This window comes from Marinobacterium lutimaris, from assembly GCF_900108065.1.
Lineage (GTDB): Bacteria > Pseudomonadota > Gammaproteobacteria > Pseudomonadales > Balneatricaceae > Marinobacterium_D > Marinobacterium_D lutimaris.
This window is the reverse complement of record NZ_FNVQ01000001.1, coordinates 1441372-1460395: the sequence shown is the minus strand read 5'-3', so window position 1 is coordinate 1460395 and position 19024 is coordinate 1441372. Positions and strand designations below refer to the sequence as shown.

General features: G+C 58.1%; 20 protein-coding genes. 10 read left to right on the top strand and 10 right to left on the bottom strand.

Features of this window, described 5'->3' with window-relative positions:
* Positions 1-26: 26 nt before the first annotated feature.
* Complete coding sequence (locus tag C4S72_RS06500; RefSeq protein WP_104002214.1) at positions 27-977, bottom strand: homocysteine S-methyltransferase family protein; 951 nt, start codon at positions 975-977, stop codon at positions 27-29.
* A gap of 210 nt (positions 978-1187) precedes the next feature.
* Here C4S72_RS06500 and C4S72_RS06495 point away from each other — a divergent pair, with 210 nt between their 5' ends.
* Together C4S72_RS06495 and C4S72_RS06490 are read left to right on the top strand one after the other, a co-directional pair.
* Positions 1188-1814: a TetR/AcrR family transcriptional regulator gene (locus C4S72_RS06495; RefSeq protein ID WP_104002213.1), complete on the top strand. Its 627-nt coding sequence runs from the start codon at positions 1188-1190 to the stop codon at positions 1812-1814.
* A gap of 133 nt (positions 1815-1947) precedes the next feature.
* Entirely contained in the window at positions 1948-2286 is a 339-nt protein-coding gene (locus C4S72_RS06490) for a zinc ribbon domain-containing protein YjdM (RefSeq protein WP_104002212.1), read from the top strand.
* Between the two features lie 147 nt (positions 2287-2433).
* On the opposite strand, the gene C4S72_RS06485 is transcribed toward C4S72_RS06490, so the two are convergent.
* Positions 2434-3426, bottom strand: a complete 993-nt coding sequence (locus C4S72_RS06485; protein ID WP_104002211.1) for a DMT family transporter — start codon at positions 3424-3426, stop codon at positions 2434-2436.
* A 106-nt stretch (positions 3427-3532) separates the two neighbouring features.
* On the opposite strand from C4S72_RS06485, the gene C4S72_RS06480 reads away from it, so the two are divergent.
* Complete coding sequence (locus tag C4S72_RS06480; RefSeq protein ID WP_104002210.1) at positions 3533-4435, top strand: LysR family transcriptional regulator; 903 nt, start codon at positions 3533-3535, stop codon at positions 4433-4435.
* 143 nt (positions 4436-4578) lie between these two features.
* On the opposite strand, the gene C4S72_RS06475 is transcribed toward C4S72_RS06480, so the two are convergent.
* From C4S72_RS06475 to C4S72_RS06465, 3 genes are read right to left on the bottom strand one after another with little or no spacing between them, the layout of a single operon-like run.
* A complete protein-coding gene (locus C4S72_RS06475; RefSeq protein ID WP_104002209.1) occupies positions 4579-5895 on the bottom strand; it encodes a cytochrome c in 1317 nt (438 codons plus the stop codon).
* Between the two features lie 11 nt (positions 5896-5906).
* Positions 5907-7682, bottom strand: coding sequence for a GMC family oxidoreductase (locus tag C4S72_RS06470; protein WP_104002208.1), 1776 nt, complete (start codon positions 7680-7682; stop codon positions 5907-5909).
* Between the two features lie 4 nt (positions 7683-7686).
* Positions 7687-8403 carry a gluconate 2-dehydrogenase subunit 3 family protein gene (locus C4S72_RS06465; protein WP_104002207.1) on the bottom strand — a complete coding sequence of 239 codons (717 nt, stop codon included), beginning with the start codon at positions 8401-8403 and terminating at the stop codon, positions 7687-7689.
* 549 nt (positions 8404-8952) lie between these two features.
* Here C4S72_RS06465 and C4S72_RS06460 point away from each other — a divergent pair.
* The 5 genes from C4S72_RS06460 to C4S72_RS06440 all read left to right on the top strand — a co-directional run bounded on the left by C4S72_RS06460 (position 8953) and on the right by C4S72_RS06440 (position 13283).
* Entirely contained in the window at positions 8953-9219 is a 267-nt protein-coding gene (locus C4S72_RS06460; protein WP_104002206.1) for a DksA/TraR family C4-type zinc finger protein, read from the top strand.
* A gap of 222 nt (positions 9220-9441) precedes the next feature.
* On the top strand, positions 9442-10392 hold the full coding sequence (locus C4S72_RS06455) for a sensor domain-containing diguanylate cyclase (protein ID WP_104002205.1): 951 nt from the start codon (positions 9442-9444) through the stop codon (positions 10390-10392).
* Between the two features lie 126 nt (positions 10393-10518).
* The gene (locus C4S72_RS06450; protein WP_104002204.1) at positions 10519-10671 is read left to right on the top strand and encodes an entericidin A/B family lipoprotein; all 153 of its coding nucleotides are present in this window, start codon (positions 10519-10521) and stop codon (positions 10669-10671) included.
* Between the two features lie 119 nt (positions 10672-10790).
* Positions 10791-10991, top strand: coding sequence for an entericidin A/B family lipoprotein (locus tag C4S72_RS06445; protein WP_104002203.1), 201 nt, complete (start codon positions 10791-10793; stop codon positions 10989-10991).
* A 312-nt stretch (positions 10992-11303) separates the two neighbouring features.
* Positions 11304-13283 carry an FUSC family protein gene (locus C4S72_RS06440; RefSeq protein WP_104002202.1) on the top strand — a complete coding sequence of 660 codons (1980 nt, stop codon included), beginning with the start codon at positions 11304-11306 and terminating at the stop codon, positions 13281-13283.
* Here the strand turns inward: C4S72_RS06440 and C4S72_RS06435 are convergent.
* The gene (locus tag C4S72_RS06435; protein ID WP_104002201.1) at positions 13204-13755 is read right to left on the bottom strand and encodes an NUDIX domain-containing protein; all 552 of its coding nucleotides are present in this window, start codon (positions 13753-13755) and stop codon (positions 13204-13206) included. The two genes, C4S72_RS06440 and C4S72_RS06435, sit on opposite strands and share 80 nt — an antisense overlap.
* 84 nt (positions 13756-13839) lie before the next feature.
* Positions 13840-14061, bottom strand: a complete 222-nt coding sequence (locus tag C4S72_RS06430; RefSeq protein WP_104002200.1) for a DUF1127 domain-containing protein — start codon at positions 14059-14061, stop codon at positions 13840-13842.
* Positions 14062-14257: 196 nt separating this feature from the next.
* On the opposite strand from C4S72_RS06430, the gene C4S72_RS06425 reads away from it, so the two are divergent.
* Both C4S72_RS06425 and C4S72_RS06420 read left to right on the top strand, forming a co-directional pair.
* Complete coding sequence (locus C4S72_RS06425) at positions 14258-15241, top strand: LysR family transcriptional regulator (protein ID WP_104002199.1); 984 nt, start codon at positions 14258-14260, stop codon at positions 15239-15241.
* A 57-nt stretch (positions 15242-15298) separates the two neighbouring features.
* On the top strand, positions 15299-15901 hold the full coding sequence (locus C4S72_RS06420; protein ID WP_104003072.1) for an alpha-ketoglutarate-dependent dioxygenase AlkB family protein: 603 nt from the start codon (positions 15299-15301) through the stop codon (positions 15899-15901).
* 6 nt (positions 15902-15907) lie between these two features.
* Here the strand turns inward: C4S72_RS06420 and C4S72_RS06415 are convergent, their stop codons facing one another.
* The 3 genes from C4S72_RS06415 to C4S72_RS06405 are packed head-to-tail and all read right to left on the bottom strand — an operon-like array spanning position 15908 to position 19009.
* Positions 15908-16768: a F0F1 ATP synthase subunit gamma gene (locus C4S72_RS06415; RefSeq protein WP_104002198.1), complete on the bottom strand. Its 861-nt coding sequence runs from the start codon at positions 16766-16768 to the stop codon at positions 15908-15910.
* The gene (locus tag C4S72_RS06410) at positions 16765-18273 is read right to left on the bottom strand and encodes a F0F1 ATP synthase subunit alpha (protein WP_104002197.1); all 1509 of its coding nucleotides are present in this window, start codon (positions 18271-18273) and stop codon (positions 16765-16767) included. Before C4S72_RS06410 ends, C4S72_RS06415 begins: the two co-directional genes overlap by 4 nt.
* Complete coding sequence (locus C4S72_RS06405) at positions 18260-19009, bottom strand: F0F1 ATP synthase subunit delta (protein WP_104002196.1); 750 nt, start codon at positions 19007-19009, stop codon at positions 18260-18262. Before C4S72_RS06405 ends, C4S72_RS06410 begins: the two co-directional genes overlap by 14 nt.
* Positions 19010-19024: the final 15 nt, after the last annotated feature.

The window sequence follows — 19024 nt, the reverse complement described above, 5'->3', positions numbered from 1 at the left end:
AGTTCTCGCTCGGTGCTGACGCTTTTTCAGTGGCGCTCAGACAAGGGGGCGCTTACACAGCAGTGGCAGATCTGCTCGATATGGCGCTCATCGGTACCGCAGCAGCCGCCCAGAATGGTGAACTGCGGAAACTGCTCCCGTAAACCCCGATACAGCTGTCCTAGCTCTTCCGGGTTACCTGAGTCTAGCTCCTCACTATTATCCAGCTCTGCGTGGCTGAGGCGGGAGGCGTTGGCTCGTATGCCTTTGATGCGTTTCACCCAGGCCTCGCCGGTCTCCAGCGCCGATGCGAAATGATCCGGGTGAGCACAGTTGATCATGTAGTAGAGGGGGGCCGAATCTGTTGCCGCATCTACACGCTTGATCGCATCGCTCAGAGCCTCTCCACTGGGCAGGCGACCATCGGTTTCCGTGGTGAAGGATATGACCGAGGGTATGCCAACGGCGCGTGCAGCGCGGGCAAAGCCGATGGTTTCTTCTGCGTAGTTCATGGTGAAGGCGCTGACCAGATCGGCACCCGCTGCAGCAAGGCTTTCAATCTGTGGGCGGTGATAGCGTTCGGCGTCTTCCGGCGTCATGCAACTGCCGGTCTGGTAGGCATCTCCGCGAGGACCGACGCAGCCGCTGATCAGGATCGGGCTGTCGGCGGTTTCATACTGCTCGCGTAGCGCTTTCAGCATCTTTATGCCGTCGTGGTTAACCCGGTCGGCTTCTCTCCTGTCATATCCCAGTTTTTCCGTGTAATCCTGGTGAGCTCTCCAGGTCGCACTTTCAAGAATAAAACCGGTTTTCGCCTTGATAGCGATGGCCAGATACTTTCTGTAGTACGCATCCAGTGCTGCCCGGCCGCGGTCGGTATCCAGCAGCGGGAAGGCGGCGAAGTAGGGCAGGTCGAACCCTTCGTGAAAGACCAGCGTGGTCTCCGCGCCACCGTCGGTGAGAAACAGCTTCGCGGACAATTGATCGATGTTGCTCATGGAGAAACCCCTATACTCAGATTGTTGTTATTGGGTGTTGAATAGCTTAGGGCTCAGGGTTGTGAAAAGCAGTGGACCCTCAGTGTTGAAATGGCCGCTTTTTACATTCAATAAAAACAAAGGGTTATCGGAGTTCGCGAGCTGTCATCCTTGTCTGAAGCCGATTCCGGCAAGGTTGCTATACCAAAGGTAAAGTTAAGGAGGGAAAAAATGTCAGTCCGGAGCAACAGTAGTCGCGATCGACTCTTGCAAACGGCTGAGTCACTGATTCTTCAGCAGGGTTTCGCCGGCACATCGATCGACCATATTCTCGAAAAGGCGGCGCTCACCAAGGGTGGCTTCTTTTACCATTTCAAGGGCAAGGCTGAGCTCGCCAAGGCGCTGGTGCAGCGTTACCTGGAGGGTGACTCGCAGATTTTCGACGGCCTGTTTGTCAGGGCCAGGTCGCTCAGTGAAGATCCGCTGCACCAGTTGCTAATCTTCCTGAACCTCTTTGCCGAGATGATGAACGACCTGGAGGAAACCCACCCGGGCTGCCTGGTGGCGGGTTTTACCTACGAAACCCAGCAGTTTGATGATGAGGTGAGGGCTCTGATCAAACAGGGCGTGTTGAGCTGGCGTGAGATGATCACCGCTCAGCTGGCGGCGATCGATGAGGTTTACCTGCCACGCCAGGAAACCCAGCGTGAGACACTGGCGGACATGTTCACGGCTATTGTTGAGGGCGGTATTATTCTGTCCCGCATTTTTCAAAGCAACGATCGTATCCGCGACCAGATATTGCTGTATCGGGACTATCTGCGTCTGCTTTATGAAAACAATCTCAAACCTGTCTGAATGCAGATGAGGGTCGATTAACGGCCTGAAACAGAGGCGGCGGCACTTTGCTTGATATTTGGTGTAGTATACGCGCCCTAGATGGGGTTATTGCCCATTTTGACTGTCTAACCGCCTGAATTTGGAGTCCTCAATGGCCGATTATCCCGCTTGCCCCAGTTGTGCAGCCGACTACACCTACGAAGATCAGGGGCTGTTTGTCTGCCCGTCCTGCGGCCATGAGTGGTCCGCCACTGAGCCGGCGGAAGACGAGGATAAACTGGTGGTACGTGATGCCAACGGCAATGAGCTGGCCGATGGCGATAACGTTACGCTGATCAAGGATCTTAAGGTGAAGGGCTCTTCATCAACGATCAAGGTGGGCACCAAGGTGAAGATCAACCGCCTGGTGGATGGTGATCACAATATCGACTGCAAGGTCGATGGCATTGGCCCGATGATGCTGAAGTCCGAGTTTGTCAAAAAAGCCTGATCGGTTTTTCTATTACCGGGGCAGTGACTATGCCCCGGTAATCCTCGCTTCTATCTCTGCTTGCGCTTGGCTTTTTCTTTTCCCGCGATTCACCGGGCCTGTAAATACTCTTCGGTATCTCGCAGTGTGAAGATCAGTGCTACTGAATCAGGCATTGTCCGGTTTTGCCGTAACGGGTCTCAACGGCAGCTCGTCGTTCTGTTCGCTATCACGATTACTGCCCTGTGAGCGCTTCATACGGGATCTCACGTAGAGGTTATTGGCGATCAGAGCAGTCATCACCATGGCAGCGCCGATCACTTCGGTCGGGGTGATTTTATGGCCCTGGATCGCGCCAATGGTAAACGCGCTGACCGGCACAAAATTGATAAACAGAACACCGTTAATCGGTCCCAGCTTCTTGATGCCCATATTCCAGAACAGCACGCCCATGATGCCGGCGGGGATCACGAGATAGGCGAGTGACCAGCGCAGCTCAACCAGGGTGTTCCACTCCGGTATCGACAGCATGTCTACAGCGGTGAGGCCGAAGCTGACCAGCGCAATACTCAGGCAGCCAAGCCCTGCGGTTATCGCGGTGTAGCGCAACGGTGACCAGCTGTGAAAAGACTGCGCGCCCAGTGTGTAGGCAACCCAGAAGGTAGCGCCGGTAAAGAAGAGCAGGTCCCAGATAATCTTGCCGCCACCGAAGGCGCGCTCGATATCACCACCGGTGATAACCAGGAAGACGCCGGCGAACGCGACGAGGATAGTCCCCAGGGTAAAGGCTCCCGGTTTCAATCCGCGCATCACCCAGGTCAACAGCACTGCGATCATCGGCTGGGTCGCCATGATCACGGCGCCGTGCTCCGGCTTGCTGTGCACCAGTCCATTAAAGGCCAGCAGGTTGAAGCAGGCAAAGCCCAGGGTGCCGAGGAACAGCAGCCTCAGCAGGCGGCCTTCAAAATTAAACGCTTTGCGGCCCTCGACACAGAACAGGATCAGCAGCAGCCCGAGCGCCGTCAGCGAAAAGCGGATCAGTGTCATGAAGAAGGGGTCGAGGATGTCGAGCATCGGTTTGGCGACGGGGAACATGCCGCCCCAGGACCAGGTAGTGATCAGTAGCAGTACCACGGCGGGCCAGAGCCTGCTGGAGGTCATCGGTTTTCTCCTAAGTTTACAGGCGTATAGGCTAACAATTTCTATGTGATTTATAATCTGGCTAAATAAAAAATTATTGTTTCTAAATATTTGCTAATGGTGGTTGATGATCTCTCTTGATGATATGGCGGTGTTCGCAGCGGTGGTCGATCACGCCGGGTTTACCGCGGCAGCAAGGGTGCTGGAGATCTCTACGCCGGTGGTCAGCAAGCGGGTCAGTTCACTTGAGGCTCAACTGGGTGCACGTCTGCTGAATCGAACCACCCGGCGCCTTAGCCTTACCGAAGCCGGGCGGGTGTTCTATCAGCACTGCCGACGGGTCGTGAACGAGGCGAGGGCGGCAGAGGCATCCGTGGCGCATCTGCAGGATGAACCTCGCGGTCTGCTGCGCGTCACTGCTCCGGTCAGTGTCGGATCTACGGAGCTGACGAGGGCACTGGTCGGTTTTATGCGCAGTTACCCCGAAGTCGAGGTGGAACTGGATCTGTCGGACCGTCGCGTTGATCTGGCGGACGAGGGGTTTGACCTTTCGATCCGTTTGACGCGAGAGCCGCCGGAGCAACTGTCAGCGCGCTTGTTGACCAATACTCAGCGAGTTGTCTGTGCGGCGCCCGAGTATTGGCTTAAGCATGGCCATCCGCAAGAGCCCGGTGATTTGAAAAACCACAGTTGTATCGTCTATTTTCCCAATAACGATTTTAACCTCTGGTATTTCGATGACGGCGCCGAGGTGCAGAGTGTACCGGTGCAGGGAAGCTTCAAGGCGAACAATGCGACAGCGATGGTTGAGGCGGCTCAGGGCGGCCTCGGTGTGGTGATGCTCTCGTCGGTGCTGGTCGGGCCCGCGATAGCAGCCGGGCTGCTGGAACCGGTGCTCGAGAGTTATAGCTCGCCATCGGCCGGGATCTACGCGCTCTATCTACCCAACCGCTATCTGCCGACCAAGGCGCGGGTGTTTATCGATTACCTGGTGGACTGGTATGCCAGGGAGGATCTGAGCCGGTGTTAGATGGTGAATCCTGGGCGAGCCAATAAAAATCCCCGCGGGCTGGCGGGGATTTTTGCGTTCAGAGCGACGAGAGCAAGACCCTTAGGACTCGGGTGCTGCGCCTTTAAGCGTCACGCTTTTAGCGTTACCTGTTGCAAGGCTAACTAGTTGAACTTGGGCGCGGATGCGCTTAACTGCTCTTCGGATAACTCCTTGCGCACCTCGGCCACCTGGTCGCTGGTTACGGCTGCGGCCTTGTTGTTCCAGCCGCTGCGAACAAAGCTGGCAAGGGTGGCGACCTCGGCGTCATCGAGACGCCAGCCGAAGCCGGGCATCGCCAGATCCTCAGGTGCCTTCGCAGTCGAGGGCAAACGCGCCCCAGCCAGAATCACGCGGATAAGCCCGGTCGGGTTTTCGGCGTTAACCAGCGGGTTGCGATCCAGTTTCGGGAACACGCTGTCGGCACCCTGAGCGTTGCTGAAGTGGCAGGCGCCACAGTTATCAACGTAGAGACGTTCACCGGAGTCGACATCAAGCAGGGCCGAGTCGAGCTTGGCGGTGGTAGCCTCGCCGTTGCCCTCGGTGATCTGGTTTTCACCGTCGCCTTTCAGCCCTTTGAGGTAGCCAGCGATCAGGCCAATATCCTCGTCCCTGAGCTTCGCCATGCTGTGTTCGATGACTGGCTTCATTTCGCCAACCACCGCCGCATGGGCGTTGCGCCCGGTTTGCAGATACTTCTCTAGATCCGCCTGGCTCCACTGTTCAAGGCCACCGCCTTTGCCTGCACGGATATCTGGCGCATGCCAGCCGCCGATGTCGGCTCCGGACAGGTAGACCTTGTCGTCACCGGTCATCGCCTCTTCCTGGAAGAAGGTTCCGCGGGGCGTGTGGCAGCTGCCGCAGTGACCGAGTACATCGACCAGGTAGGCGGCACGCTGATCACCGGCAGCCGCCTCGTTGCTGTAGGGATCGTCCCCGCCAAACAGCCAGTTCCAGAAGGTGATCCCCCAGCGCTGGTTGTATGGAAAGCCGAGATCTGTCTCCTTGTTGGCTTGTTCTGCCGGTTCTACGCCTTGCATGAAGTAGGCGTAGAGAGCATCTATATCCGCATCGGAGATGCCGGCGTATGCGGTGTAGGGCATCGCGGGGTATAGGTGCGCCCCATCCTTGCGAATCCCTTCACGAACGGCGGCGGCGAATTCGTCCCGTGAATAGCTGCCGATGCCGGTTTTCTCGTCTGGCGTGATGTTGGTGGAGTAGATCGCGCCGAATGGGCTGTCGATACCGTGTCCGCCAGCATAGGCCTTCTGGCCAGGCTCGGTATGACAGACGGAGCAGTCCGCCGCCGCTGCGACATATTCGCCGCGCTTGACCAGTTCAGCGTCAGCCGCCTGCGCCTGTATAGAGGCACCCAGAGTAGCCAGGGTTAGCGCAGTGTAAAGAGGGCGGCGAGCTGCCTTCCAGTAGGTAGAAATAGTCATCGCTCCTCTCCTTAAGCTTTAACCAGCGGGCCTGGGTTTTTCAGGTACTGTTCCCGAATCGCCTTGGCTGCCCAGAAAGTAAGTCCTCCAACCAGTACGGTCGGGTTGAACTGCAGGTTCTGAGGGAAAGCGCTGGCACCCAGCACAAACACGTTATGAACATCCCAGCTTTGCAGATAGGGGTTCAGTGCCGAAGTAGTGGGATCGGTCCCCATGATGGCACCACCGACGTTGTGGGTTGTCTGGTACGGGCGCACATCCCAGTGAGAATCCTGGGTTTTGTAACCGGAGCGGAACTCATCGGGGTTCATGGACTGCGCGATCGGCTCGATCTTGCCTTTCATGAACTGGGTCATGCGGATGTCGTTGTCTTTCCAGTCGAACGTCATGCGCAGCAGGGGCTGGCCGTACTCGTCCTTGTAGTTGGGGTCGAGGCTCAGGTAACAGTCGCGGTAGGACATGTTGCTACCGTGGGAACCGATCGACATGGCGTGTCCGTAGTTTTCGCGCACCGCCTGTTTCCAGCCAGCGCCCCAGGATGGGCTGCCTGCCGGCAGCGGCATATTGCGGATCGGCTGACCGTTGGTCATCCCCGCGTTGAGGATGGAGCCACCGATAAAGCCCTCTTTGGCGAAATCGATCTGTTCAACCCCGTAGTCCATCACACTGGTGGCGTTGGCGCCGGCGCCGATAAACGGGTTGAAGTTGTGATCGCGGAAGAACAGGGTGGTGCCACCGGTCATCTGGTAGGCGTAGTTCTTGCCGACAACGCCGGTGTTGGTGACGGGGTCATACGGCTTGCCGATACCGGAGAGCAGCATCAGATGGGCATTGTGGAACGCATAGGCGCCAAGAATAACCAGTTTGGCAGGCTGGAAGACCTTCTCGCCGGTTTTCTTGTCGATATAGGTGACGCCGGTAGCGGTTTTGCCATCTTCGGCCAGCTCCACCTTCAGCACGTTGCACTCGGTGCGATAGTGAAAATTCTTCCGCTGTTTGAGGGCGCCGTTGACGCAGACGTGTGGCGAGGCCTTTGAGTAGTTGATGCAGCCGTAGCGTTCGCAGAAGCCGCAGAAGTTGCATGGGCCAAGCTGCATGCCGTAGGGGTTGGTGTACGCTTCGGATGCGTTCGCGGCGGGCAGGGGGAACGGATGCAGACCGGCGCGTTTGGCAGCATCGGTGAACATGTCGTCGTTCAGCGTGCGTTTGAGGGCCGGCATGGGATAAGGGTTTTTACGTGGCGCTTCAAACGGGTTGCCACCCTCAATGATCTTGCCGTTGATGTTGCCGGCCTGACCGGAAACACCCATTACCTTCTCAAAAAAGTCGAAGTGTGGTTCGAGATCTTCGTAGCTGACGCCGAAATCCTGAATCGTCATATCATCGGGGATGATCTCCTTGCCAAAGTTCTCCTCCACGTAGCTGCGCAGCCGCAGTTCCTGGGCCTGGGGCCGCCAGGAGTGGCCGTTCCAGTGAGAACCGGCTCCACCGACGCCGTCCCCCGGCAGGAAGGTACCCAGCGAGCGGTAAGGCACTGCCTTCTGGTTGGAGTTGTGGCGCACGGTGACGGTGCTTTCGGAGGGGCGCTGCATCAGCTTGTATCGCACACCGTAGGTAAGCTCGTCGGCCATTTTCGGGTAGGCGAAGTCGGGTACCGTATCGCGATCCTTACCGCGCTCCAGCGCGAGTACTTCCAGACCTTCCTCGGTCAGTTCCATGCCCATCAGGGAGCTGGTCCAGCCAAAGCCAACCAGCACTACATCAACGGGTTTCTCTGTACGTGCCATCTGTTTATCCCCTGTCGCCGTTGATATTGACGGGCCCCAGCGGATACGAGCGATCCTTCTGGTCTACCCACTCGAGATAGGAAGCGCGTGCCCCCGGGAAGCCGATCATTTTCCAGGCGGCCATATCTTTGTTGCCGCCGTGGATCGGGTCTGCGAAGTAGCCTTCTTTGGTGTTCTGCAGCAGAAAGCCAAAGAAGTTCCGGGCGGATACGCCATCGAGTTCGATGTCGCCGTTCTGCAGTGCAGCCAGAACCTCATCTCTCTGAGATTCGCTCAGTTCGGCAAAGGGTTTACCGGCAGTGTCAGCGGTGTAGGCGTTCACGGCGGCAATCCCCTTGCGATAGGTTTCTGCCGGTGTCAGCGGGGATTGGTAGCCGAACAGGGGAGAGACGCTTTCGTCGAACGGCGCCTGCATATACCAGTCAGCGGCCCTGCCAAAGCTACCGTTCAGCTCGTTGTCGATGAAGACAGGCACGTTGGCTTCCAGCGCGCCGGGTCCGTCTCCCTCTGCGGGGATCAGACGGTCGCAGGCGGCGAGAAGGAACTTCCACTCCTCAGTGTTGAAAAACACCGGTTGATAGGCGTCAAGATCCACCGCTTCGGTAGCGGCGTTAGCCCAGGATGGCATCCCAAGTGTTGAGGTCAGACTGACGGCGGGAATGATAGAGAGTGACGAGCGAATAAATTTCCGTCTTTCTTCGTTGTCGATGTGCTCAGACATAAACAGTCCTTCTAGGTTCACGTACGCATAAAACTGGAACAGCGTTTATTGGAATATTGGTTGTTGTTAGGAAAGATTCGCGGAAGCCTGCTGCAGCTGCGGATCCTTCGCATCCCGCCATGGTTCGAAAGCATGAGGCTTTCACCGGCGCAGAGTTGGGCTGGATCGCAACGTTTGTGAGCCTTTATCTATGGGAGTTTCGGTTCCCATCCGTGGCTACTCTGTCCAGACCGGCGGGACTGTTCAGCCCTTTGAGATAAAGGTGTTTTGCAGACAAAACTAAACCGTACAGTTTAGTCTAATCGGTATGTCGCCATAATGATCTCTAACTCCGCGCAACTCTCCGTTCCATAGGTTCCGTTCCCTAACCATCAGTTTTGCAACCCTTTTCTTCTTGCAGAGGTTGCGAGTCACAGATTTTTGGGTGCAGCTGTGCAGTAAGTGGTCTGGCGATCAAATTTCGGTCTGCGCTTTGTCGATGGTCGGTTTCAGGATGCTATTTCGTCGGAACCGGCAGTATGATGAGAAAAAACCATGACAGGAGGCGATATGGCCGGTGGTTGGTCCCGCGATGGCGGTGTTCAGGATCAGATTGACGCCAGTGTCGATGACGCGGTGAATCTGGCGCGTAGCCGTTTGCCCCAGGGCGAAAGTGCGACTCATTGTGAAGAGTGTGATGCGCCGATTCCAGAAGCAAGGCGTCTTGCCGTGCCCGGGGTGCGTATCTGTATCAAGTGTCAGAGTGAGCTGGAAGCGAATCAGAAGCAGAACGCCGGCTACAATCGACGCGGTAGTAAGGATAGCCAACTGCGCTGAAACCCGATACGGGTCGACACCCGGTCAGCCGCCAATTCTTAACATTTAAATTAGTGTTATCTTATTCAGACAGTGATATCTTTGCACTTCTGTTCTGATGCGCTGTTTTATCTCCTCTCCGGCGTTCCTTTCGCCCGCGAACACGGCGCTCAGAACCTGACCGGCCAGGGTGTCAGATCGCCCTCCGGCCGGGACTTTATCGATTAGGATTGAGTAGCGACCATGATTGATCAGGACGACGCCATTAATTACAAGACTCTACTGGAGTCCACCAAAGCCATTCCCTGGAAAATCAACTGGGCCACCAAGGCGTTTGAATACATAGGGCCACAGATCGAAGAGCTGCTGGGCTGGAAACAGGACAGCTGGAAAACCGCGCAGGACTGGATCGACCGCATCCATATCGACGAGCGTGAGCAGACTGCCAACTACTGTATCGACCTGTGCCAGAAAGGGGTGGACCACGAAGCGGATTACCGCGCGTTGACCGCCGATGGCGACTACGTCTGGGTACGCGATGTGGTGCATGCGATCAGGGAAGGGGGCGAAACCACTTACCTCGTAGGTTTCATGTTTGATATCTCCGAGCGTAAAAAGCTCGAAGACGAACTGCGCGCGGCTAACCGCAAGCTGGAGGCGCTGTCCTACCAGGACGGTCTGACCGGCGTTGCGAACCGCAGGCTTTACGACCAGACCCTGGAAAAGGAGTGGAACCGGGCGCATCGCAACGGCACATCGCTGTCGCTGGTGGTGATCGATATCGACCATTTCAAGGATTATAACGACCAGTGTGGTCATCTTCAGGGCGACCAGTGTCTGATCCAGGTGGCTAATGTGCTGCGCGATATCGCCTGCCGCTCCAGTGATTTCTTCGCACGTTACGGTGGTGAGGAGTTTGTGCTGCTGCTGCCGGAAACCGGTCGCGATGCGGCCCGTGATATCGCCGAACGCTGCCGCCGGGCAGTCGTTGACGAGGCGATTCCCCATCCGGCCTCTTCCGCGGGTAATGTGGTTACCATCAGCCTCGGTGTTGCCAGCGTGATGCCGGCTGAGGGGATGGAACCGAGCCAGATATTCGAAATTGCCGACCGCATGCTTTACCAGGCGAAGCGTAATGGGCGCAACCGTATCGCCTGCAGCTGGCCGCAATCCGTTTCCTCCTCAATTGCGTAACGGCCGAGGGAAGCTATAAATAAAACGGTGCTAATTCAGTATGGAACCTGAAGCGCATCCTGTTGTTCATAGTTTTTAGGCCTGGGTAGGAATGCCCGGACACTCGTCGTTACTGGAGGAACAAGCATGAAGAAACGGATGATCAGCCCATTACTTGCATTGATGCTGGTGTTTGCTGGTGGATTTGCGCTGAGTGGCTGTAACACCATTGAAGGTGCAGGCAAGGATATCGAAAAGGCGGGTCAGAAGATTGAGGACGCGGCCGACCGGGACGGTTGATTCTTCACAGTAAATGGCCGCCACCGCTGCATAGCCAGTTTGCACCGGTGGCGGTATTATCTCCTCTGCGATTCGCGTAAAAGCTAATATAAGTTTTTGAAGTTGCATGAGGAGTGTCCATGCGTAAGCGGTTTCCTGGCTCGTTTCCAAAGCGTTCTTTCCTGAAAAGTTCAATAGTTAAAAGCTCGCTTCTGAGCTGTCTGCTGGTGTTGGCCAGCGGAGTCTGGCTTTCGGGTTGCTCAACCGTTGAAGGCGCCGGTAAAGACCTGCAGAAAGCGGGTGAGGCGATCAGCGGTGCAGCGCGCAACGCCAGCAGCTGAACCATCCGGCTGGCGAGTATCGCGCCAGCCATATTTCCCCGCTACTCAGCTTCCTTTTTCCCGAGCCCCCTGTCTCAAAATACCCACTTTTTCTGATTGGTTTTTCTTCAAACCAATTGTATTCAAAGTATTATATTAGCGATCAATAGCCGGGCGCTGCTCCATCCAGGAACAGGCAGGTGGTGATTAAGGCCGGTTTGGTAAACCGGCCAATGCCCGATCCTCTTATGAGCACCGGCGGGCCCGAACCTGGGGCCAAGTACAATCCATAGCATTGCGCCTGGAGTTGGCGCTGGAGACCCCCGGCAAGTGATGAATCTGAGTGATTCCCTGTCCCGCCTTGGCTTTGATACCGGGCGGCTTCTGTTCGTGCTGCGAACGGCAATTGCCGCAGCGCTCGCGGTATTGGTCGCCTGGAGTCTAGGGCTGGATCATCCGCACTGGGCGGGCATGGCCGTCTGGGCGGCCTCGTTGCCGGTACGCGGGCAGCTGGTGGCGAAGAGTCTCGCTCGGCTTGGTGGCACGATCCTCGGTGCCTTTGTCGGTGTCGGCATCGTCTGGTTCTGTAAGGACAGTATCGTGCTGCTGGCGTTGGCTCTGTCGCTCTGGGTCGCTGCCTGTGTGCTGGTGGGACACCTGGTGCGCTCTTTCCTGACCTATGGCGCGATTCTGGCGGGTTACTCCGCTTCGCTGGTGGCGCTGGTGGATATTCCGCACCATGATCAGATCTTTGCACTGGGCCTGGATCGCATGGCCACGGCACTCACCGGGGTGGTGCTGGCGATTGCGGTGAGCTGGTATTTCGCCGCACGCTCACCAGCGCAGGATGATCTCACAGAGATCGTCGACTTCAGTGCCGGCGTGATGCGCCATGTACGTGCCGTGCTGCGCGGTGAGTCCGAGGCGCTGCTGGAAAAACGCCACTCGCTGATTTCCCGTCTGGCGGCCCGCGATGCGGCGCTGGAGATGCGTGGCGTCGATACGGGACTGTCGCGAGAAAAACTGCGCCAGTGCCGGCGAGTGCTGCCGGAGCTGTTATCGGTGCTGCTATGGCGTCGCCAGGGGATGGAAAAGGTGCTCGACGAGCCGGTGCAACAGGCGCTGGATAGTCTGATCACCACACTTGAGAGGCATCAGCCGGATGCCGATATTCCTCGTCAGTTTGATGAGCTGCTGGCGGCCATGAAGCCGGTGCCGGAGCTTGCGCGTCTGCATACCTTTATCACTGCCCTGAATGCGGAACTGGCACCGTTGATGCGCGAGGATCGCGACGAAACGCTGTCGCCGCAGCTGGTTCTCCATCGTGACTGGAGCGGCGCGCGTCAGGCCAGTATCCGTGCTTTCACGCTGATGATGTCGGTGGGTCTGATCTGGGCCTGGACCGGTGAGATCTACGGCGCTTATATGCTGCTGGGTGTATCGGTGATGTCGACGGTGTTTTCCACCTTTGACAGCCCCGCACGGGTGATGCGCTGGGTGTTTACCGGTCAGGTTATGGGGGCCACTGCGGCAGTGGTCTGTCATTGGGCGGTCTGGCCCTATGCGACCTCTGAGTTACAACAGGTGTTGATGATGTGGCCGTTTATCGGCATCGGCGTGCTGGTGATGTCACACCGTCGTCTGGCGGGTGGCGGCTTCGATTACAACATGGTGTTTCTGTTGCTGTCTGCGCCAGGGCTGCCATTGCAGGGAAGTCTGAGTCATTCGATTATCCTGAGCCTTGCCGTAGTCATCGCACCGCTGATCGCCTGGGCCGGGTATCTTCTGATCTACCCGGTTAACGCGGGGCGGCGTATCGAGAACCTTAAGCTGCAGATGGTCTCCGAGCTGCGTTCTCTCGCGGCTTCGCAGGAGTCATTGGCGACACGAAAGCTCTGGCGGGCGCGTACCTTTCACCGTCTGTTTCACCTGGTGCGCTGGTCCGACATGCTGGGCAACCAGCGTTTTCGCGCCGCCGAGTGGGGAACACTGCTGCTGCGGCTGGAGATGGCTACGCTGGCGCTGCACCGGATACGCGATGAGCTGAGGTTGAGTGATTCCCAGCGTCGCGCCGTGGTACATGCGCTGGATTGCTTCGCGCAGCTGGAGGAGTCCCCGCAGCGGTTGCAAAAAGCGTTGCAGCGGGCGCTTGGGCGCATAGATTCGCTAACGGGTGAGCTGCGTGAGCCGCTGCAGCTGGCCGCCGAGGCTCTGGCAGAGGAATCGGGCCTGCTCAGGAATCAGCGCCAAAGCCGGGGTCAACGAAACGCCCCTGATAACGGTCGGGCTGCTGGAGGTCCGGCCCAGAGTTAAGCGGGTTGCCTGGTCTGTTGTCTGGTAGGTTGCCTGGGATAAGAGTAGGAATAAACGAGCTCAGGTATTGCGGAAACAGCTGTAGCTGGCTGACCTGCTTTATTGGCATCCAGACCACATCTACCTGATGCTTGTCCGGGGCAGGGCCGTTGTGGGGCTCATAGCCAGCCGGCAGTTCACAGGCAAACAGAAACTCCACCACGTGGCGCCAGGTGACGGGTTCGGTAGCGCGCTGTTTGATAAAGTCGTGCACCGAGAGCAGTTCGCCGGGCTGCACCTCGCAGTCGATCTCTTCGAGGCATTCCCGTTGCAGGGCTGCGGTGAGCGATTCGCCCGGATCCTGTCCGCCGCCCGGCAGTGCGTAACGTACGCCGCCGCTTTCGTAACCCTCTTTTTTAAGCAGCAGCACCTGGTCATCACGGATGACCAGCGCGCGTACCGCGTTACGTATCTTGGGATCTATCCTTTCCATACCGCACCGCCCCGTGTCACAGACTTCTGAGATAAGCGTCTGCTTCAACAATGGCACAGGGCAGGTTCGGGTTCAAAGCGGCGGTCAGGATCTCCAGAACGGCTTGCTGGCTTCATTCAATGCATCCGCTCGGCTGACGCCAATATCCTTGAGCATCTCTGCCGGCAGTTGTGCAAGCTGGCGCCGCTGTCGTGCGCGGGCATGCCAGTGCTTGATTATGAGCATCAGAGCGTTGAGGTTAATCCGGCGTGAACGCTCGCCGGGTGTAAGGTTGATCGGTCGAAATTGAGTCGCTTGAGCAGTCATGTCGGGCCTCCGTAAGCTAGGTGGCCAGATTAGAAACGACATACTTTTCAATCCAATCGTTTAATCGGAAGGGGGCGTTCAGGAATTCCGATGAGCGCGGGCAGGGGCGTTGTGTTCTAATCTGATTGAAGCGTCTTGCCCGGAAATTTGAGAGCAGGCGGCCTTATCAGAAAACTCTCGTCATGGAGCGCTTGCCTTGGAACTCTACCATCTGAAAACCTTCGTCAAGGTGGCCCAGGAGGGCAACCTGACCCGTGCATCCGCGGCGCTGTTTACCAGCCAGCCGGCGATCAGTGCACAGATCAAGGCGCTGGAGGAGGAAACCGGCGTACAGCTGTTTTCGCGCACCCCCAAAGGTATGCTGTTGACCCCCGCGGGACAGCGTCTGTTTGAGCAAGCCCAGCGTACTCTTCGCGAGGCTGAGCAGTTCGTGCAGCAGGCGATGCAACTCAGTGACGAGCTGGTGGGCGAGCTGCGTATCGGTATTCACACCGATTTCGAGTTCATGCGCGTGGGTGATCTGTTCCGGCTGTTATCGTCGCGCCATCCGCAATTGGTCGCGCACTTTCTGCAGACCAGTACCGCCAAGGTGTTCCAGGAGCTGAGGCAGAATCAGGTGGATGCCGGTTTTACTTTCGGCCCCTGTGCCGCCGCCGATATGCAGGTCACCGAGCTTGCGCAGGTGCCGATGCGGATACTGGCGCCGAGTAGCTGGGAAGAGCGCATCCGGGGCCGCTCTCTGGCCGAGCTGACCCAGTTACCCTGGGTTTACACAACGCCTAACTGCCCCTTCTACAAGCTGTTCGAAGCGCTGTTCCGTCATGGTGAGCAACCGCCCTCGGAGATCGTCTGGTGCGATACCGAGGATGCTATTCGCGCCCTGATCCGCTCAGGGGTCGGCATGTCGGTGGTCAGGGAGGACGATGCAGCAGCGGCCGAAAAACAGGGCTACGGAATATGCTGGCCGGGTGAGGTGCCGGAGATCGCGCTGAACCTGGTGATGTTGAAACAGCGCAGTAACGAAGTGGCGCTGCAGGCGCTGGCGACCGGTGTACATGGGCTCTGGCTCGATGACTCTGGTCATGAGGAAACGGGTCATGAGGGAACGGGTCAGGAGGGCGCGAATCAGGAGCAGTCCGAGCCGGCCGCAGAGGTCGTTGCGAAACGCGCCCCTGTTTAAAAAAAGATCAGACGTGGCAGAATGTATGTCCTTTCAAACTCAGTGGACTTTCTGCCGATGTCGATCAAGCGCCCCGTTTACCCGCCGTTTTCGCCGTTGAACGAACTGGACCTGGTCACTGGCTTCTACGGCGTGCAAGAGAGTCGCGCACTCTACAAACAACTGCTCGAAGAAAACGCCTGGCCGGATAACCATTATGAGGTAGATGGCCGAAGATTCGAGTTGCCCCGCCAGCAGACCTGGCACGCCGATCCCGGAATCCGTTACAGCTACAGCAACAACCTGCTGCAGACCCGCCCCTGGACGCCGCTGCTGCAGTCGATCCGTCAGCGGGTCGAGCGTGCGGCGGGTGCCCGCTTTAACTCCGTGCTGGTCAATCTTTATCGTACAGGCGATGACTACGTGGGCTGGCATGCTGATGACGAACCGGAGCTTGGCCAGGCGCCGTTGATCGCTTCGCTTACTCTGGGCGCCAGTCGTACCTTTGCCTGGCAGCATCGCGACAGCCACGAAGAGGGACGCATGAAGCTGCATAGCGGCACGGTGCTGTTGATGCGGCCGGGCTTCCAGCATCACTGGTTTCACTGCATTCCGCGTGACCCGGATATCCGCGAGGGGCGCATTAACCTGACCTTTCGCAAAGTGATCCCGCAGGAATAGACCCTCTTATGTATCCGCTGGCGGCTCGGCACCGGCGGCGTTAAGCAGCAGCACCTCTATCTCTTCGGTGATCTCCTCCTGGCGCAGCTGGTTGTCGCGGCGTTGCATCGCTTCCAATCTCTCGTCCAGATAGCGAACGGCGCCATCGAGATGCTGGGTGCGGCGGCGGTACTCGGACATCAGCGATACAAAGATCACCTCGTGAAGGAGCGCGAACAGGTAGTGCTCCACCAGCTCGGAAAAAAACTCGCGTGGTTCAAGATGAAGCTCCGGGGGCACCTGGCTTTGCAGCGTATTGTTGTCGGAGCCCTCGGCAGGCGCTGGCAAAAAAGGGGGCAGCAGCTGATCGACGCGCACGCTCTGTTGTTCGTCATCCTGGTAGATGACCCGCAGAAGGATTGGGCCGCGTTGCAGGTTTAGGTCGGCCAGTAGTGTGCTGACACGGACCAGCAGGGTGCCGGCCTCGTCGACTACCGAGACACCCTCAACCCGGTGCAGTATGCGCCTGTCATCCTCAAGCAGCGCACAGAGCTTGTGACCGCAGAGAATCAGTTCGGCCTCCTGAGCGTCCCGCTCTGTCTCAAGCTGATCCACCAGCGCTTCATTGAACGCGCCGCAAAAGCCGCGTTCGGAGCCGATTAGCAGATATACCGCGGGGCCCGTGGCGGTGTATGCCTCCGGCGGCTGATGAAAGCGGAGAAAATCCGCAGCCACCTCTTTCAGCGTAGCGACCACCTCACGCTGGCTGACCAGAAACTGCGCGAGCTTGCGGGTCTCCATAAACGCCAGGGATTTCATGGAGTTCATCACTTCGCGTGCTTCGGCCAGTTTCTGCCGATGCCGGGCGAGCTCATGGCGCTGGCTCACCGGCTTTCCTCGGGCTGGGTTGTAAGCGTATCGGCAAGCCAGTCGGTCAGCTTTTCGGCCCAGCGCTCGCGGCCCTCCTCCAGCGTAAGGCCAGAGCTTGCTACCGCTGTTTGCAGCTCCGATAGCAAACGGGGTATCTGTGCCGGTGTACGGTTGTCGATCAAGCCATCGTTATAGGCGACCATCCAGGCAAGCTGAAACTCGATCGAGCAGGGGGACAGGCGGTCCTGCTTGAACAGCTCGCGCAACAGCCGTCCGCGCTTGATCGAGCGTTCCATAGCGGCCTCGAGGCGCGCGCCGAAGCGGGTAAATACCTCCAGCTCGAGAAACTGCAGGTAATCCAGCTTCAGGCGTCCTGCCTCCTGCTTGATCACCGGGTGCTGGGCCTTGCCGCCGATACGGGAGACCGACTTACCGATATCGATGGCGGGGCGGAAGCCGCCGCTGAACAGTTCGGCGTCGAGGTAGGTCTGGCCATCGGTAATGGAGATCAGGTTGGTGGGAATATACGCGGCGATTTCGCCCTGTTGTGTTTCGACGATTGGCAGCGCGGTCATGCTGCCGCCACCCTGGGTGGCATTCAGGCAGGTGGCGCGCTCCAAAAGGCCCGCGTGAATGGAGAAGATATCCCCGGGGTAGGCCTCGCGACCGGGAGGGCGGCGCAGCAGCAGTGACAGCTCGCGGTAGGTTTTGGCGTGAGTAGAGAGGTCATCGTAGACCACCAGAGTATGCAGGCCGCGATGCATCCAGTATTCGGCGATGGCGCAGCCGGCAAAGGGGGCGAGATGCTGCAGGCCGGGCAGGGCGCTGGCCTCGGCGACCACCAGCGTGGTGTAGTCCATGGCATCGTAGCGTCGCAGCAGCTCGATGGTGTCTATCACCGTGGAGCGCTTCTGCCCGATCAGCACGTATACGCAGGGCACCTGCTGGCCTCGTTGATTGATCAGCGTATCCAGTGCCAGGGAGCTACGTCCCAGGCCCTCATCGCCAACAATCAGCTGGCGCTGGCCGCGACCGATCGGAATCAGCGTATCAACCACCTTGCAACCTGAGTAGAGCGGTTGGTGGACAAAGTCGCGCTCAACGATACCCGGTGAATCCTGCAGCAGACGCTGGTAGGCGTCGCACTTGGGCGCTGCCTCGCCATCCAGCGGTGTCCCCAGCGGATCGATCACCCGGCCGAGCAGGGCGTCGCCCACCGGCAGGCTAAGCTGGCGCCCACTGAGTGTTACGCCAGTGCCGGCGGTGAGCTGATCGGTGGCGTGAAGCAGCACCGCGCCAACAGAAGAGTCGGTCAGATCAAAGACCAGCCCGCGGCTGCCATCCTCAAACAGCAGCACATCATCGATGGCGGCGGTGGGTAGGCCGCTGATCCAGCTGATACCGTCGCCTACGGAGACTACATAGCCCTGCTCGCTGACGCGAAGGGCCGGTCGGTAGTGCGTAAGCCAGGCTTTTTGCTGCTGCAGAAGGCTGTCAGCAGAGTCTGTTTTATCCGCCGTCATGGTAAAGCTCCACAAAGCCACGCAGTTCATCCAGCACGTTGGTTTGCAGTACCCAGGGGCCGATACCGATACGAACACCTGCGATCAGCGCAGGATCCAGATTGAGTTTAAGAGGAGCCGGTTTTTCCAGCAGGGTTTCCAGTGCCTGATGCAGTGCCGTCTGCTGATCCTCACTCAGTGGGAAGGCGCTATTGATTTCGATGCAGGCTCCGTTGTCCTGAACCTCAGTGCGCAGCTCGTTGAGCTGTTCAGCTTCAAGTGCGGGAAGTGAATCCAGCAGCAGCTGAATCAGCCGGTCCTGAAGTTCGGGGCCTGCGCTTTCAGTTAACAGACGGGTGGCAAACTGGGCCGCCTGTAGCATCGCCTGGCGTTCGATGCGCGCTTGCAGTTCGGTTTCATGTCTTTGGGCGATGACCTGGGCCTTTTCACGCTGCTGCTCAAGTGAGTGCTTGAGCTCGGCTTCAAGCCGGCAGCGCTGACCGGCAAGCTCCGTGGTAAGGGCCTCGCGGGCGCTCTGGCGTTCCTGTTCCCAGTGGCTGAGGCGGTTTTCATATCGGCTCTTGAGCGCCTGTGCCTCAGCTTGAAGGGTTTCGGCCTGCTGCAGTTGCTGCTCGATACGGGCTTGGCGTCTTGCAATTACCGCCAATAGCGGCTTGTAAAAAAAGTGCAGCAAGAGCCACATCAACAGGGCGAAGTTGATGATCTCGAGCAGCAGCGTTGACCAACTCAGTTCCACCGTCGTGAACCTCTG